We start from the raw sequence: 15,433 nt of genomic DNA, 5'->3' as shown, positions 1-15,433 counted from the left end.
TGAGACCTCCCGTGGCGAACGTATCGATACGTTACTTATCGATGGAGCAAGCGGCGGTGTCAGTGGTGACGCCGGGATCGGCCCAGCCCATCGGCGTTTGGTCAACGGTCAGGTCGGAGACGGCCTTGGTGGAGGTAGTCACGTCGAAGGAGTAGGTGACGGATTCGCCGGGAGCGATGGTGGCGATGCTGGCATACACCGTCTTTCCGTTCAATGTTTCCTGGCGGCTATCGGTCACCGATCCGCCGGAGGTTTGTAGATTCGTCAAGCTGCCGCCGGCAGGGGCATAGATAAGCGTCTTCTCTACGCCTTTGCCATACTGGTCCTGATTTGCGCCACGGATATAATCGATCAACGACCAGACCTGATCGCTGGTCAGCACATTGGTCATCGTGTATTCCACATGGTAGGTCTGTGAGCCATCGCCATTGCAATTGGAACGCGTGATCTTGGAAGTACGGTGGATATACCAACCCATCTTTGACGGATTCTGCTCCGTGATATACACACCCACCTGCGGATGTTCCTCACTGCTCGGGGTCTGCGCGGTGAATCCGGCTTCGTTGATGGTTTTCTGTACGGTCTCATCAAACGAGTACATCGAGAAATGACGTCCCTTGGCCATGCTGCCCATCAGCTGGGCCACCTTGGTCAGACGGGTCAGATCGATATTGGAGAACATGCTGCCCACCGTCTGTTCGGCCACTTGCTGGAAGTAGGCATCCGTCTCGGCGATCGGATAATCCATATACACCGTATTCAACAGGAACTCGGCGGTGTTGCTGCCGTCCAGCACACGACCGTCAGACAAGGTGATGTTGCCGCTGATATTGGTGAGCTCCTGCAGGAACACCGGATCCACCAGCAGCACGCCATCCAGCTGAGTCTCGGCGCCCCACGGCGTGCGCTGCCAGATGGCACGCATGCCTTCGGCGGTGCGTGAGGTGTCCGGATAGGCAGCCAAATCACGCACGTCGAAGGACATATGCAGAGGTCCCCATGTGGTGAAGATACGGCTCTCATCACTGGTGGGATCGCCTGAGCCATAAGGCACGTAATCACTGTTGGAGCGGAAGTCACCAATGCTGATCTTGCCGTTATCCGTAGTGACCATTCCCACGGAACCGATCAAACCGCCGGAGGAACGTTCCTCAGACGTGGTCATGGCCATCAGCGCATAGTGGCGAGGCTCGCCGGAGCCCAAGAAATCCGGCAGAATCTGGAAGGTTTTGGACATCTGATCGATGGTATCCGCCATCTTGGTGAGCTTCGTGTTGCCCTGCTCATAGGCGCTTTTCACCATATCGATATGGGCCGTAGGCAAGTCGCGGTAGCGCTGTACCTGCTTCTGTAGCGACGTATTCGCCGCGGTGATGCTCTTCTGCGCTTCGAGAATGGGCTGCAGGTTGAGCTGCCCGTCACCGGAGGTCAGCTGCGAGTTCTTCAACGTGTTCAGCGTATCCATGAACTGTGGCACCGAATCGCTGACCAGTGAATCCACCACGGAAGTCATGCCCTGTACGGTGGTGATGTCGTCGCCATATACCGGCAGCTTCGACGCCAGATTCCAGAGGCTGCCGTGTGCAATGGTGTTCGCGGCGGAAGTCTCAGCTTGCGCTTTAGTGACCTGCTGGCTGACCGCGTCGATGTTGTTGAGATTACTCAGATCGGACACCTGTCCGAGCAGCTGCATCGCCTGTTCTTCATGCACCTTGACCTGCTTGGCCTCGTTGTAGAGCTTCCAGCCGCAGCCACCGACCACGGCCAGCACCAGCATGAGCAACGCCAGAATCGATACCACCCACGGCCATACGCGATGCCTGGTGTGTCGTGCCACCGCCATATGGCTTGCCCTACGTCTGCTCATATTCTCGTCCTCGTTCCCGAAACCGCTGTTTTCCTTCATATCGCTATCAATGCGCGACCACGATTCGCGGCCGCATTTACCGCCTACGCAGAACCTACGTATTCTCTTACGCGGCACACCAATCGCCTATTATGCCCCGAGCGGCTGAACAGATACATGCTGCTCGCCACTTCTGCACATATTCGGAACCAACCCGGCACCGACGGCACCCGCCGCCCACACGAACATCGGCAGAGCGTAGAACGCATATCCCTCGAACTGCACATACAGGTAGATCACGAGCACAAGCCAGCACACCATGGTTTTATTCCATGCGCGATTACGCCCCACATGCCACAACACCATCACCACCAGCACCAGCGAAGCCAACGCCCCGAATTCCACGAAGAAACTGGTATAAGCGCTCATAGTGAACATATTGGTGGGCGTCACCTGCGCATACCACCCTTTGGGAGCCGATGCATTGAGACCCAATCGTTCCAACGCATGCACTGCAGCGTCGGCACCTTCATGGGTGGCATCGGAAAGATTGCCGGCACCGTACCCGAACAGCAGCCGCATCGGATGCTTCAGCACACCGGCCGCCGGCCCCAGAGACTGCCACAGACGGGCATAGAACGAACCATCACCGTCAAACCCAAGCTCGGCAATCGAACTCAACCGATGATTCACAGATACACTGAGCGCGCCCAGCACCGCCGTACCGATCAGCTCAGCACAAGCCATAAGACGTCCGCGCCACGTACGCCAAGCGTTCGCCTCGATAATCACAATCATCAACGCGATAATCGAATCCAAAATGATCCGTACGCCAGCGCCCATCAGCACCGAGCCCACGGCGAATACCACCACCAGTACACGCAGACGGTTCGCACGCGCGCGATCACGCCCACGCAACAGCCAAATCAGCGGCAGCAGAATGCCGAACAGATGCATGCCGATATAGCTGGGCTCGGCAAACAGGAACTGTGGGCGGCCTCCTCCCCACTGCGAGGCATCCGTCAAATACTGCCGACTCATCAGACGCACGAAGAAATCACGCACGTAAGTCCAGTCGAACATAATCGACAGCCGTTGCAGTACACCCACGGCGAACGCGAACCAGTAGACGATAACCAGCAGATCCACCATGCGACGCCAGGACAGTCGCTTGATACGCAGCGCAATATCAAGCGAGATCAGGCAAGCCAGCGCACCGATCACACCGGAGAACGAGATGATCACCGGCAGTCGGTGGAAAGTCACCTGACTCCAGTCGAATACGGACAATCCGACCAACAGTAGTGGAAACAGGAAGAACACACGGAACCGGTGCCAGACTTGCGGCAGGCGACGCCAGTTGGCCACCGCATACGCCAGAAACAGCCACGGGGAAAGCGGAGTCCAGAACGGCATATACGGCCCAGCCACCGTGCCATCGATCGGCAAAGCCGCCAGTGCGGCATAGAACAGGAAGTCGGAGGCGTCGGTCAGTACCGGCTCACGATCGAGCGAGACACCGGCACGGCTGAAATCGGCTTCGACAAGGTCCGTATCGACGGTATCCGCACCATGGCTCGCTGCGGATTGTGGTGTGGCCTGCGTTTCGTGTTGCGTTGCGGTTCGTAGTTCAGTATTGGTCACTGTAGTCACCGATCAATTCCCGTCATTCATCGTTCGTTCTCGCCCGTTCATCAATATTCAGCATCAACATTCGGCGATATTGCGATACCTTCATCCATTTCGTCCACGGATACTGTAGTCGAACAGTATCGGGCAGAAGGTAAAGCCGTGTGAATATGGTGCGAGGATACGGTGAAAATATAAGAACGACCCGCATCATGCATTCATCGATGTTGCGGGTCTGTTCCTCGGCCGCCGCTACTTCAGTAATGTCCAGCCAGTACTTTCAGACGGTGTACGCGTACTGGCTGGTAATCTGAGGGCGGACGGGTGCCTCCTCCACACGATAATGTTTGCGCATACTGGTGAGGATGGTACGCAGCGCCTTGTTGGTCTGCTCGGCGGCGATACGAAACTTGCCATACTCCTTGCCGTGCGGATCCTCGATATCCGCAGGTTCAGGAAGCATCGGACGAATGATGGAAGAAGCGTCAATCACCGACTGCAGACGTTCCTGAATGGTCAGGCCTTTGACCAGACCGTTGCGGGCGCAATACTCACACATATTGGCAAAGTCGCCCAACAGGAACGTATAGCGCACCGCAGTCGGCGCCAAGGTGACGATATCCTTGCGCTGATCTTTCTCAAAGCACAGAATCAGATCTGCGGAGCGGGCCATATCCTGCGTCAGTCGGCGGGACCGGAAGCCGCTCGGCTCGATGCCCACGCTTTGCATCAGCGTGGCGCTCGAAGGATCCATCTGATGCATCGGCAGACCGTGAGTGCCAGCGCTGGACACGCGAATCGTGGTGCCGGCCAGATATTTGGTGAGCAGGAGTTCGCCCATAGGAGAACGACATATATTGCCGGTGCAGACGAACATAATATGCATGGGCTTAGTCTTTCTCTTCGTGTTCCTGGGCGGTAGCGCTTGCAACGCGCTACATTGCGGCCTGCGTGCAAACCACTAGCAGCTCATTCTACTCAAAATCTGGAGAACATCACACCGCAATGGCAACAATATCTCTTGATCTATCTCTTGCTCTCTTGAGCAGACTCGGAATGCGCCTCAGTACGCGCCACGATGACTGAGTACTGCGCCGACTGTGCGGAACAGCAGCACAACGTCTCCGGTGATCGACCAGTTCTGTACATAAGCCACGTCCAACGCCTCGCTCTCCTCCTCGGACAGGTCGGAGCGTCCCGAAACCTGCCAGGGACCGGTAATGCCGGGCTTGGTGAGCATACGCGTGGCGTACAGCTTGCTATAACGCGCATATTCCTCGGGCAGCGGTGGACGCGGTCCCACTACGGACATGTCTCCCAGCCACACATTGAGGAACTGCGGCAATTCGTCGATGGAGAAGCGGCGAATGAAATGACCGACCTTGGTGATGCGCGGATCATTCTTCATCTTGAAGATGAAACGATCGGTCTGACCGCTTTCCTCAGCCAGTTTGGCCTTGAGCTCGTCGGCGTTGACCACCATCGAACGGAACTTGTACATCTGGAACGGCTTGCCGCGCAGGCCCAGACGGGTCTGCTTGTAGAACACCGGACCGCCGTCGGTCACCTTGATGGCGATGGCCACCGGAATCGTGACGATCAGAGAAACAAGAATCGCCAAGGACGAAACCACAAGGTCAAACAAACGCTTGGCCAGGCGACGGGCCGGGGTGTACTGCGCCAGCCGCTGGGTCACGACCGTAACGCCCTGCAGGTATCGAATCTGGAGCTCATGGTTCGTGGTGTCCGCAGCGGAAGTCACCGTGGCGATCTCCAAGCCCATCGATTCCATACGCACGGAGAAAATGTTGTAGTTGTCGGAATAACGGTGCAGTTCATCGGCAACCATTACGGTCTGGGCATTCATGTTCACGATGTTCTGCGCCAGATGATGATCGCTGTATTCCAATACCGGCAGATAGGAACCCCACTCCTTGCGAATCGCACGCTGCAGGGCCTCAATGTCCTCCACCGATTCAACGGCGTCAGTCACGGTATTCAGATGGATCGGGCATACGGCCACCGGTCGATAGCTGAGCTGCTGCCGGGGAGCCAGGAACTTAAGCGTGCGAATGATGCCTTCGGGCGATCCCACGACCACCGTGTCATACGCGTATTCGCCTTTGCGACGGTCCCTCGTGATCATCATGCGGGTGATCACACGCTCGATCATGGTCAGCAGCCATCCGGCGATCACCATCAGGCACAGCGAGGTGAGCGTCAGATCGAAGTTGAAGAAGTAATTGAAGGCGCACTGCACCACCCAGCACACCACCATGCCTTTGACCAGCAGCACATTGATCTGATACCCATCGCCAATGATGTGACGGTGATATATGCCCACCGCCCGGAGCGAATACACCCAGATGAACGCAGTGATGATCAGATACACTGTGGTGTTGAGCGTGAAATCAAAGCGCGGAGTGTAAAACGGCTGCGCCTCGTCGCGGATGCCGAGCACTGCGGCACTGGCGATCATAAACATGGCCGCATCGCATAGCATCAGCGCCAGATTGATGAAAAATCGCCAATACAGGACGTGAGAGATCTGCTCCTGAGGGATGTCACCGAGTTGGCCGCCGGACCGCACGCCAGTGGCTTTGCCCCTAGAGCCAGATCGTTTGACGGAGGAGGATTCTGCGCCTCTCGCTGTTGACGACGTCTCTTCAGACATCTGCTTTTCCTCTTTTACTTCTCACTCAACTGTTCTGCATGTAGCCGTTCGCCTTGCGAATCCCGATGAACATCATATACGTCGATGCTCGGTACCGCCACAGCCCAAGTAACCAAACTTTGGTATCCGACAGCACGATAAGCATCGTGACGCTCCACGAAACCACTGGGAGGACAACACTTCTCAGCATCCTACAAGCTGCCCCCCGACGTTTTTCTATTCGCACGATGCGGACGCGCACGCCGCGCTGGCGCCGTTGAACGCATGACAAGCCCAGCGCGATGGCACAAATTATGGGCACCCCTGGGCGTAGGGTATTGGCGTGAATTTTCAGGAATTGCGGCGGGACCTACCCCGAGAAGAAGCATATGTCGATGGCAAGCTGACCCATGCAGCGTTCATCTCAATCGCGATTCTCACGTTCATTACCTTCGTCGGCAACTTCACGCAACTGCAGCTGAGTTCCGCACTGCCCATCATCGTCGCCGAATTCGGCATATCGGTGACTACAGGCCAGTGGCTCACCTCCATATTCCAGCTGGTCATGGGCGTAATGGTGCCACTGACCGCGTTCCTGACACGACGATTCTCCACTCGCGAAATCGTGATCTGCTCGATGGCCGTCTTCACGGCAGGCTCAGTACTGGCATGGCTGGGGCCGAATTTCGTATGGGTGCTGGCCGGCCGCGTGCTGGAAGCGGCAGGTACCGGCGTGATGTGGCCGGTGTTGCAGATCACGGTATTCTCCATTTATCCGTTGGCACGACGTGGCTTCGCCATGGGCACCGTGGGCATGGCGATGAGCGTGGCACCGGCGATCGGACCCACGCTGGGAGGTTGGCAGACCGACGCGAACGGGTGGCGCTCGATTTTCCTGACCATGACCGTAATAGGCGTGATCTCGCTGTTGGCCGCCGTGTTCGGACTGCACAACTTCGGCTCGCATGATGCCACAGCACGCGCCGACTTCTTCTCGGTGGCGCTGTCGGTCATCGGCTTCGGCGGATTGATGTTCGGATTCACCAATTCGGAGGGCTACGGATTTGCCGCTCCGGTGACATGGGTTCCCATGGTTGTCGGACTGATGGGCATCATATGGTTCGTGGTGCGTAACGTGCGTCGTGGCAGGGCTTACCGCGCTGCGAAGGCAGCACAGACAGACCCTTCCGGTGCGCTCCCCCAGCCGCCGCTGCTGGACTTGGCCGTGCTGAAGAACCGCTCGTTCACGATTGGCACCATCACCGCATCGCTGGCGTTCTTCGCCTTCAGCTCGATTCTGGTGATCATGCCGCTTTACATTCAGACCGACCGAGGCTACACGGCCACGATGAGCGGACTGATCATGCTGCCTGGCGCGATCGGACAATGCGTGTCGCAGTTCTTCGGCGGACGCGCGATGGATCGGTTCGGCGCACGTCCTGTTGCCTTGTTCGGTTCAATCGTGCTCACCATAGGCACGCTGGGTATGTCGTTGGTGGCCATGGATACGTGGATCTGGTGGGTGTCGATCTGCCAGTTCGTACGACAGATCGGCATGGGATTCCTGTTGATGCCCATCACCACATGGTCGCTGAATTGTCTTAACGGGCCGGACGAAGTGTCGGCAGGTTCGTCGGTGACGAATACGGCACGTCAGATCGCCGGTGCCGTGGGCGCACCGGTGCTGGTGATTCTGATGGAAACGTTCGCCATGTGGAATCGGCAAAGCGGTACGTCGTCGGTCGCAGCCTCGATTTTCGGCATCCAGTGGGCGTTGCGCGTCTCCGCGCTGTTGTGTTTCGTGATGGTGCTGATGGTGGCGTTCGGTGTTCGTGGAGACGGTGCCGGACGCGCCCGCGACGCCATCTCACTGACCGTGTTGCGCCGTCGGTTGCATGCCGCCCGCCGATAGATACCTGACGAACAGATACCTGACGAACACTCGGCAGACGTTTGCCGGCAGCGCGACGTAACGCACATTCCTCTGTCTGTCAGCCGATCAACCGTGTACAGTGACGTGTAGTCATAGCAAGACGAGCAGCAGCGCAGAAAGGAGCGGCAGATCATGACCAACGGTCATATCAATCCCGCCAACGTACCGGACATCGCTTTGAAGGATGGCCATTCCATTCCACAGATCGGCCTGGGTGTGTTGCGTATCGACGACGAAGGCGTGGGACCCGTCGTCGAATCCGCTCTGGAAGCCGGCTACCGTCATATCGATGGCGCAGCGGGCTACAACAACGAAGCCGGCGTCGGACGCGCTCTTGCCGCAACCGGCTACAACAAGGGCGCACAACGTGAAACCTTGTGGGTCACCACCAAATTGCGCGACTCCCAGCAAGGGTACGATTCCGCACTACGCGCCTTCAAGGACTCCCTGTCCAAGCTTCAGCTCGACTACGTGGACATGTACATGATCCACTGGCCCACCCCGTTCGATTGGCGCAGCACCGACACGTGGAAGGCGTTCGTCAAGCTGCGCGACGAAGGCTTCGCCCGTACGCTGGGCGTGTGCAACTTCATGCCCGCCGATCTTCAGCGCCTGTACGAGGAAACCGGATCGTGGCCGGCAATCAACCAGATCGAGCTGCATCCCACTTGGCAACAGCGCGAAGTGGTGGCGTTCTGCAAAGAGCATGGCATTGCAGTGGAAGCATATTCGCCGATGGCACGCGGTGCCGACCTCAACGCCGGCAATGGCACGATCGAACGCATTGCCGCCGCACATGGCGTCAGTCCTGCACAGGTAATTCTGCGTTGGCATGTCGAAAACGGCACGATCATCATTCCCAAGTCCGTTCACGCCGAACGCCAGCGGGAAAATCTGGATCTATTCGGTTTCGCGCTGACGGCCGACGAGCATCAGGCCATCGATGCCCTTGACGGCCCCACCCGTGCAGGCCATGATCCGGCTACCTTCACATACGCCTGATCGCGTTCGTTTTCGTTTTCACGATCCGCCCACCCCACCCTGATCGATGACTCGACGCAGATATTCCGTTCGCTTTCGCCGCCGGCGCTTCAACGCGTCCGGCCCGCTTGAACGCATACTGATTCTCGCCGTTCTGGCACTGGCCATAGGCGTGACCATCGGCCTTTTGCTGCCTGAGGTCAGTTCCGATACCGCTCGTGCGGTCGGTCGATACACCGCCACCGGGTCCGCGGCAGACACGCTCGCCACCCTCGCCGTCGACGACAATCAAAACTCGGCGGGCTATGACCGCAATGCGTTCGGTTTCCGTGAAACCGATACGGACGGCGATGGATGCGACGTGCGCGAGGACGTGCTTGCCCGCGATCTGACCGACGTCACGTATAAGACCAGCGGCAGCTGCGTGGTGCAGTCGGGGACTCTCGCTGATCCGTACACCGGCAAGACCATCGACTTCACGCGAGGACGTACCACATCCTCCGCGGTACAGATCGATCATGTCGTGGCATTGGAAAATGCATGGCAGTCCGGCGCGCGCGACTGGGACAACGCACGACGTCGCGAATTCGGTAACGACCCATACAACCTGCTGGCCGTCGACGGTCCCGCCAATCAGGATAAGGGATCTGCCTCAGCCGCCTACTGGCTGCCCACCAACAGTGGATACCGGTGCGCGTACGTGGCCCGGCAGATTGGCGTCAAAGACAAGTACGGCTTATCCGTCACCTCCGCCGAAAAGGATGCGATGCTCGCCGTCCTGCATTCCTGCCCGGGACAGGCCGTACCGGAAGACTGATGGGCCGGTTGGCGCACGCAGCAAATACAGTCGATAGCACGATTCAGGCGGGAAACGTCGATCCGATATCAGTGAATATCCCGGTAGCAAAAGTAACAATCGAACGCTATACCTTATCTCTGGAACAAGGTGAAGGTAGAAACGCAAGATCATGAGCGCGAACAGCAACGATACGAATCAAGAGACACGCAACAATCAAGACACATCAGCCAATCAGACATATGCCGGCAGCCCGACCATAGCCAATGGCAATCGTCACGGCCGCGGCTACGGGCGAATGCACACCATCGACAAACGCCGGACCATTCATCCCGAAACCACACGGCTGGGACTTGATCACCCGGATATCAATCTGCTGGACGCAGAAGCAGTGGCGCAACGGGATCGCGGCGAAGCGGAAATCGACAAGGAGCGTCGCGCGGCCTCCGTCGACGCTGCCGGCTCCAAGAAAGCCGCCCAGCATGGGCATGCGCTGGCCGGTATCCTCGGACCGGCATTCGTAGCTGCCGTAGCCTATGTGGACCCCGGCAACGTGGCCGCCAATATCACCTCCGGCGCACGGTACGGGTACCTTCTGGTATGGGTGCTGGTACTCGCCAATGCAATGAGCGTGCTTATTCAGTACCAGTCCGCAAAACTGGGCATCGTGACCGGCAAATCGCTGCCCGAATTGTTGGGCGAGCGTATGGGGGACGCCGGTCGATTCATGTTCTTCGCCCAAGCTGAGGTCATCGCCATTGCCACCGATCTTGCCGAGTTGATCGGCGGTGCCATCGCGTTGAATCTGCTTTTCGGTCTGCCGTTGTTCGTCGGCGGTTGTGTCATCGGTGCGGTTTCCACCGTGCTGTTGCTGTTCGAAGGCGGCAAGACGCACCGCATGTTTGAGAAAATCGTCATCGCGCTGCTGCTGGTGATTACCTTCGGCTTTATCGCGGGACTGTTCATCGCCCCGCCGAACCCGTCCGATGTGGCAGGTGGTCTGATTCCACGCTTCACCACCACGGACTCGGTGCTGATGGCCTCCTCGATGCTAGGTGCCACGGTGATGCCACATGCCATCTACTTGCATTCCACGCTGGTCAACGATCATTACGCCGGCGGCCAGGCGAAGCCTACGATCAAACGACTGCTGGACGGCTCCAAAATAGATGTGGTGTGGGCATTGCTGCTCGCCGGTACGGTGAACCTGAGCCTGCTGATTTTGGCCGCCAACTCGCTGTACGGCATGAGCGGCACCGACTCCATCGAAGGCGCGCAGCACGCGATTGTCTCGGTGCTTGGACCGGTAATCGGCACGATTTTTTCCATCGGTCTGCTGGCCTCCTCCCTGAGCTCGACTTCGGTGGGCACATATGCCGGCTCCGAGATCATGCACGGTCTGCTGCGCATCAAAGCCCCGATGTGGGCTTGCCGCGTGGTGACACTGGTGCCAGGACTGATCGTGTTGTGGTTTGCTCCGAATCCTACAGAGGCACTGGTTATTGGTCAGGTAATTCTTTCCGTGGGTATTCCGTTCGCCATCATCCCGCTAATGCGGTATACGCACAGTAAGGAACTCATGGGTCAGTGGGTGGATGGCCCGGTCAAGCATGCGTTGTTCATCGCAGTGGCTGTGCTGATCATAGCCCTGAACGTGCTGCTCATCGTGCTCACGTTCCTGGGCAAGGCGTAAAGATCAATACGCGTCGCGTGCTGAAAGGTGCGCAGCGTCGCGTATACGCTAACGCGTTGTACGCGACGCACGCGTTGCTGCGCACCTTATGCAGCCCATAAGCCTGTGCCGGACGTTCAACGGGTTGTGGCGCGGGCGATCACTTGAGACGTGGTGGTCAACAGCTCCGGCGCGGTGATGCTTCCCCGGATGCGCCCCAAAATGCGCCCGACCGCGGTCGGAGCGGTCCAATCCAAACGGGAATCCATAGTGGTGAGCGGAATCTGAAGATACGGAGCCTCTTCATTATTGTCGAATCCGATGACCTGCACCTGATCAGGCACCACATAGCCCGATGTGCGCAGAGCGGTAAGTGCGCCGATGGCCAACTGATCGTTCAACGCCACCACGCCATCGAACGGCACTCCAGAATCGATAAGCCGCTGGGTCACGCGAGCGCCCGCACCGATTGTCCAATCCTGATCGGTGGCCCCGATCAATCGGGGGTCGATTGCAAGCCCGCGACGATGCGTTTCCTCGATCACGCCCCGCAAGCGCAATTGTGCGTTGCCCTCCACTGCCGCAAGCAAAGCGGATTCGTCATATGCGTTGCGGGCGCCTACTACGGCAAGACGCGAAGAACCATGATCGTAGAGATATCCGGCTGCGCTTGCCGCGGCGGATACATCGTCGGGAGTCACGTGGTCTGCAATGCCCCACGTGGTACGGGCACCGACCACAACCAATGGAAAATCAACGTTCAGATCTTCGGGTGTGATGTCCTCGACCTCACTCATCGATAGGATCATGCCGTCAGATACGGTGGAGTTGAATTTCTTCAATACGTCGCGAGCGCCTTTGGCTGATCCTTCCGCATAGGTGGTGACATATACGGAATAATCCTGTTGACGGGCGGCATCGATAATGCGATTCGCCAGTTCAGCAAGGTATGGCGGCGTAAGAGAAGGCACGGCAAGAGTGATGAATCCGGTATGGTTGCGGTTCAGATTACGCGCAGCCACATTGACCTGATAGCCGAGATCCTTGATGACTTGCTCAACCTTGGCGCGAGTCTCATCGGTCATTCGCCCGGATCCGTTGATCACATTCGAAGCGGTTTTGAGCGAAACTCCGGCGGCCTGAGCCACATCACGCAACGTGACACGTCTCTTGATGGTATTCGCGCCGCTCATTTCCGCTCCGTTCCTCCGACTGCGTTCCGTATCTCCCTATAAGGGGCACTTCGGCGCCTTCGGGAAGATCTATCTGCCTTACAAGGGGCTCATCAGTGACATTCCGCCAAGTATCAGCGTTGCAATTGTACGGCTGATACTTGTCACATTCCCGCTAAAGCGCCCCTTGTAACGCAGATAGATGTTTCCTGAAGTGGAAATCGGCCCTTCGTAAGACAGATACCATGTATTCCGCACACGGCACCCACGAAATACGGCTGGGCGGCAACCAACGCTTCCCTGCTCAGCGTTCACTGCGCATAATGAGAACACTGTTGCGCATGAGGGCATAAGACCCTTTGGCAACCGACTCGCAACGATACGCGACAACCGGCTCGCCGTGGACGCCCGTAATCTCCGTCGGCTGCCCGGAACGGTTGAGATAGCAATCGAAGCGCACACAGCCGTCGGCGGATCGACGAACGGTGTGCAGAATACGTGCATCGTATGTTTGAGATGAATCGGCGGCTGTCTGGTCGCTTGGTGCAGGCAACTCGTCAGACAACAAGCCAACCAGGTGAGCGATGTCTTGGCGGTCCAGGTCACACCCGATGTAGATGGCCTTTCCCGCACCGTATACGTGACTGGTGATGGCGGGGGTACCGTCGAGTTCCCAGTCTGCGGCCGCGCTCCCCTGATACGTGGCGATGATCTGGGTATCCGGGGCGATGGAGGTCACATCGTTTTGCCAGAGGCGCGTGGTCATTCCATTGGACAAGGTGATTCCAGCGGGCTCGCCTTCCGCCTCAGAGCCAAGGATATTGAATTCCTCGGAACGAATGCCAAGCATCTGACGCAACAGTCCATTGCCAGCACCGGGATAACCGCCTAATCCGACATGGAAATGCTCATCGATGAGACCGGTGGCATAGCCGATAATCACGGTGCCGCCGGCTTGAGCGAAGTCGACGATGCGACGCGTATCCGTGTCGGACAGCGCCAGCACGGTAGGCAGGATGATGATCTTATACTGCGACCAGTCGTAGGCGAGCGGCACAACATCAGCACGGCGTCCGGCGTCCAAAAGTCCGCGATACCAGTCACGAACGTCATGCCAGTGATTGAGCTTCATGCTTGGCAGGGTCTGGCAACGTGTAGCCCATTCCGATTCGGCGCTGAACAGGATAGCCGTATCCGACCGCTCCAGTTCCGTGCCCTGCAATCCCGCATCGGACAGCAACTCCAAAACAGCGCCCAGCTCGCATACGCCTCGGAACACCTTCGAATCCTCACCGGCATGGGGCACCATTGCGGAATGGAACGCCTCCGCACCCGAGGAGGACTGTCGCCACTGGAAGAAATTGATGGCATCCGCTCCCATGGCCACATGGGCCAACGCGTCGCGGACAAGCTCGCCATGGCGTTTGCGCATGTTCAACGGTTTCCATTGGACGGCGGATGTGGAGTGCTCCATCACATACCATGGTTTGCCAAGCGCCAGCGAATCCATAAGCGCATCCGAACAGGCGAGCTCGTCCAAATGGGATTCACCCTCGTGGAAATAGTGGTCGTTGGATACGAAATCCACCTCGTTCGCCCACTTGGCATAGTCCATCGCGCATTGATCGGTGGAGACCATGAAATTGGTGGTGAACGGTTTGCCGGGGCAGATCTTCTCGATGGCATCGCGTTCGGCCCTGTAGAAATCGAGCAGCATATCGTTGCCGAATCGTTCGTAGTCGAGTTGCTGGGCTGGATTGACCATCGCGTCGCCGCCCATATGACGAGGCAACAGGACTTCCTCGAAACTGTTCACGTGCTGGGACCAAAACGCTGTGCCCCATGCTTCATTCAGCTGCTCGACCGTGCCGTATTTGTCTTTGCACCATAGACGGAACGCCTTGAGGGCGTTGTCGGAGTAATCGTAGCGATTGTTCCACCCGTACTCGTTGCCCATATGCCATGCGGTCACATATGGATTGCGTCGGTAATGCTCAGCCATTGCGCGGCATAGACGGAGCGCGTACTCCTTGAACACCGGGCTCGTTGGCTGCCAGGACTGTCGGGAGCCGGCGTTGACGATATGTCCATATCGATCTACCGGCAGTACTTCAGGATGTTTGGCATACAGCCAGATCGGCGCGGCGGCCGTAGCCGAGGCAAGGTCCACCGCGATGCCAGCGGTTCCGAGCTTGTCGATGACCATGTCCAGCCAGTCGAACGTGAATTCGCCTTCGCGGGGCTCGATCTTGTCCCAGCTAAAGATAGCGAGGGCAACGGTATTGACATGCGCCTTACGCATGAGACGAATATCGTCGTCAATGACCTCATCTGGCCACTGGTCCGGGTTGTAGTCCCCGCCGAAGGCGATGCCGCGACCGGTCGGGGTCAGCAGTGCCGGCCACTTGAACGATCTGCGCTCAGTCATGGTCTTCATTTCCTTATGTTGTCAAGCTTTTCCTATTATCAATGGAACAAGACGGCGCGATTCTCCCGAACGTCCTCCGTCCCCGCAACCGTTCCCCGTCACCGTTCCCTGCGGCCGTTCCCCGCGGCCGTTCCTCGTCACCGTTCCCTGCGGGCGTTCCCCGCGGCCGTTCCCCGCGAATATGTACCACTGACGAGGAGCCACAGAGACATATTCACCCCCCTCCCGTGAAAATGACTCACTGACGACAAGTCACAGAGACATATTCGCGAGAGGGGCTACGGAGGGGCGAGGCTACGGGAGGGAGGCGAGGGGGCTACGGG

General features: G+C 58.0%; 10 protein-coding genes. 4 read left to right on the top strand and 6 right to left on the bottom strand.

Annotated elements, in window-relative coordinates; all coding sequences use genetic code 11:
• Positions 1-31: 31 nt before the first annotated feature.
• The 4 genes from G1C97_RS00050 to G1C97_RS00035 form a co-directional block, all read right to left on the bottom strand.
• A complete protein-coding gene (locus tag G1C97_RS00050) occupies positions 32-1,867 on the bottom strand; it encodes a DUF4012 domain-containing protein (RefSeq protein ID WP_417852188.1) in 1,836 nt (611 codons plus the stop codon).
• 129 nt (positions 1,868-1,996) lie between these two features.
• On the bottom strand, positions 1,997-3,490 hold the full coding sequence (locus tag G1C97_RS00045; protein WP_240950923.1) for a hypothetical protein: 1,494 nt from the start codon (positions 3,488-3,490) through the stop codon (positions 1,997-1,999).
• A gap of 265 nt (positions 3,491-3,755) precedes the next feature.
• Positions 3,756-4,361 carry an arsenate reductase/protein-tyrosine-phosphatase family protein gene (locus G1C97_RS00040; protein ID WP_100496354.1) on the bottom strand — a complete coding sequence of 202 codons (606 nt, stop codon included), beginning with the start codon at positions 4,359-4,361 and terminating at the stop codon, positions 3,756-3,758.
• A gap of 177 nt (positions 4,362-4,538) precedes the next feature.
• The gene (locus tag G1C97_RS00035) at positions 4,539-6,149 is read right to left on the bottom strand and encodes a sugar transferase (protein ID WP_169240008.1); all 1,611 of its coding nucleotides are present in this window, start codon (positions 6,147-6,149) and stop codon (positions 4,539-4,541) included.
• A gap of 322 nt (positions 6,150-6,471) precedes the next feature.
• On the opposite strand from G1C97_RS00035, the gene G1C97_RS00030 reads away from it, so the two are divergent.
• The 4 genes from G1C97_RS00030 to G1C97_RS00015 all read left to right on the top strand — a co-directional run bounded on the left by G1C97_RS00030 (position 6,472) and on the right by G1C97_RS00015 (position 11,531).
• Complete coding sequence (locus G1C97_RS00030) at positions 6,472-8,040, top strand: MDR family MFS transporter (protein WP_335341313.1); 1,569 nt, start codon at positions 6,472-6,474, stop codon at positions 8,038-8,040.
• Positions 8,041-8,193: 153 nt separating this feature from the next.
• Positions 8,194-9,063, top strand: coding sequence for an aldo/keto reductase (locus G1C97_RS00025; protein WP_169240007.1), 870 nt, complete (start codon positions 8,194-8,196; stop codon positions 9,061-9,063).
• A gap of 46 nt (positions 9,064-9,109) precedes the next feature.
• Positions 9,110-9,859, top strand: coding sequence for an HNH endonuclease family protein (locus G1C97_RS00020; RefSeq protein WP_169240006.1), 750 nt, complete (start codon positions 9,110-9,112; stop codon positions 9,857-9,859).
• Positions 9,860-10,010: 151 nt separating this feature from the next.
• Positions 10,011-11,531 (top strand): Nramp family divalent metal transporter, encoded by a 1,521-nt coding sequence (locus G1C97_RS00015; protein WP_240950922.1) that lies wholly within the window; start codon positions 10,011-10,013, stop codon positions 11,529-11,531.
• A gap of 116 nt (positions 11,532-11,647) precedes the next feature.
• Here the strand turns inward: G1C97_RS00015 and G1C97_RS00010 are convergent, their stop codons facing one another.
• Both G1C97_RS00010 and G1C97_RS00005 read right to left on the bottom strand, forming a co-directional pair.
• Positions 11,648-12,703, bottom strand: a complete 1,056-nt coding sequence (locus G1C97_RS00010; protein WP_169240005.1) for a LacI family DNA-binding transcriptional regulator — start codon at positions 12,701-12,703, stop codon at positions 11,648-11,650.
• Positions 12,704-12,986: 283 nt separating this feature from the next.
• Positions 12,987-15,110: a beta-galactosidase gene (locus G1C97_RS00005; RefSeq protein ID WP_169240004.1), complete on the bottom strand. Its 2,124-nt coding sequence runs from the start codon at positions 15,108-15,110 to the stop codon at positions 12,987-12,989.
• Positions 15,111-15,433: the final 323 nt, after the last annotated feature.

The organism is Bifidobacterium olomucense (assembly GCF_012932375.1).
GTDB lineage: Bacteria > Actinomycetota > Actinomycetes > Actinomycetales > Bifidobacteriaceae > Bifidobacterium > Bifidobacterium olomucense.
This window is presented reverse-complemented; position numbering and strand designations above follow the sequence as displayed.

Excerpts from the sequence above, each read along its gene's own strand:
- G1C97_RS00005 (WP_169240004.1), bottom strand. The coding sequence starts at position 15,110 with ATGACTGAGCGCAGATCGTTCAAGTGGCCGGCACTGCTGACCCCGACC.
- G1C97_RS00020 (WP_169240006.1), top strand. The coding sequence starts at position 9,110 with ATGACTCGACGCAGATATTCCGTTCGCTTTCGCCGCCGGCGCTTCAAC.
- G1C97_RS00040 (WP_100496354.1), bottom strand. The coding sequence starts at position 4,361 with ATGCATATTATGTTCGTCTGCACCGGCAATATATGTCGTTCTCCTATG.
- G1C97_RS00015 (WP_240950922.1), top strand. The coding sequence starts at position 10,011 with ATGAGCGCGAACAGCAACGATACGAATCAAGAGACACGCAACAATCAA.
- G1C97_RS00025 (WP_169240007.1), top strand. The coding sequence starts at position 8,194 with ATGACCAACGGTCATATCAATCCCGCCAACGTACCGGACATCGCTTTG.
- G1C97_RS00010 (WP_169240005.1), bottom strand. The coding sequence starts at position 12,703 with ATGAGCGGCGCGAATACCATCAAGAGACGTGTCACGTTGCGTGATGTG.
- G1C97_RS00035 (WP_169240008.1), bottom strand. The coding sequence starts at position 6,149 with ATGTCTGAAGAGACGTCGTCAACAGCGAGAGGCGCAGAATCCTCCTCC.
- G1C97_RS00050 (WP_417852188.1), bottom strand. The coding sequence starts at position 1,867 with ATGAGCAGACGTAGGGCAAGCCATATGGCGGTGGCACGACACACCAGG.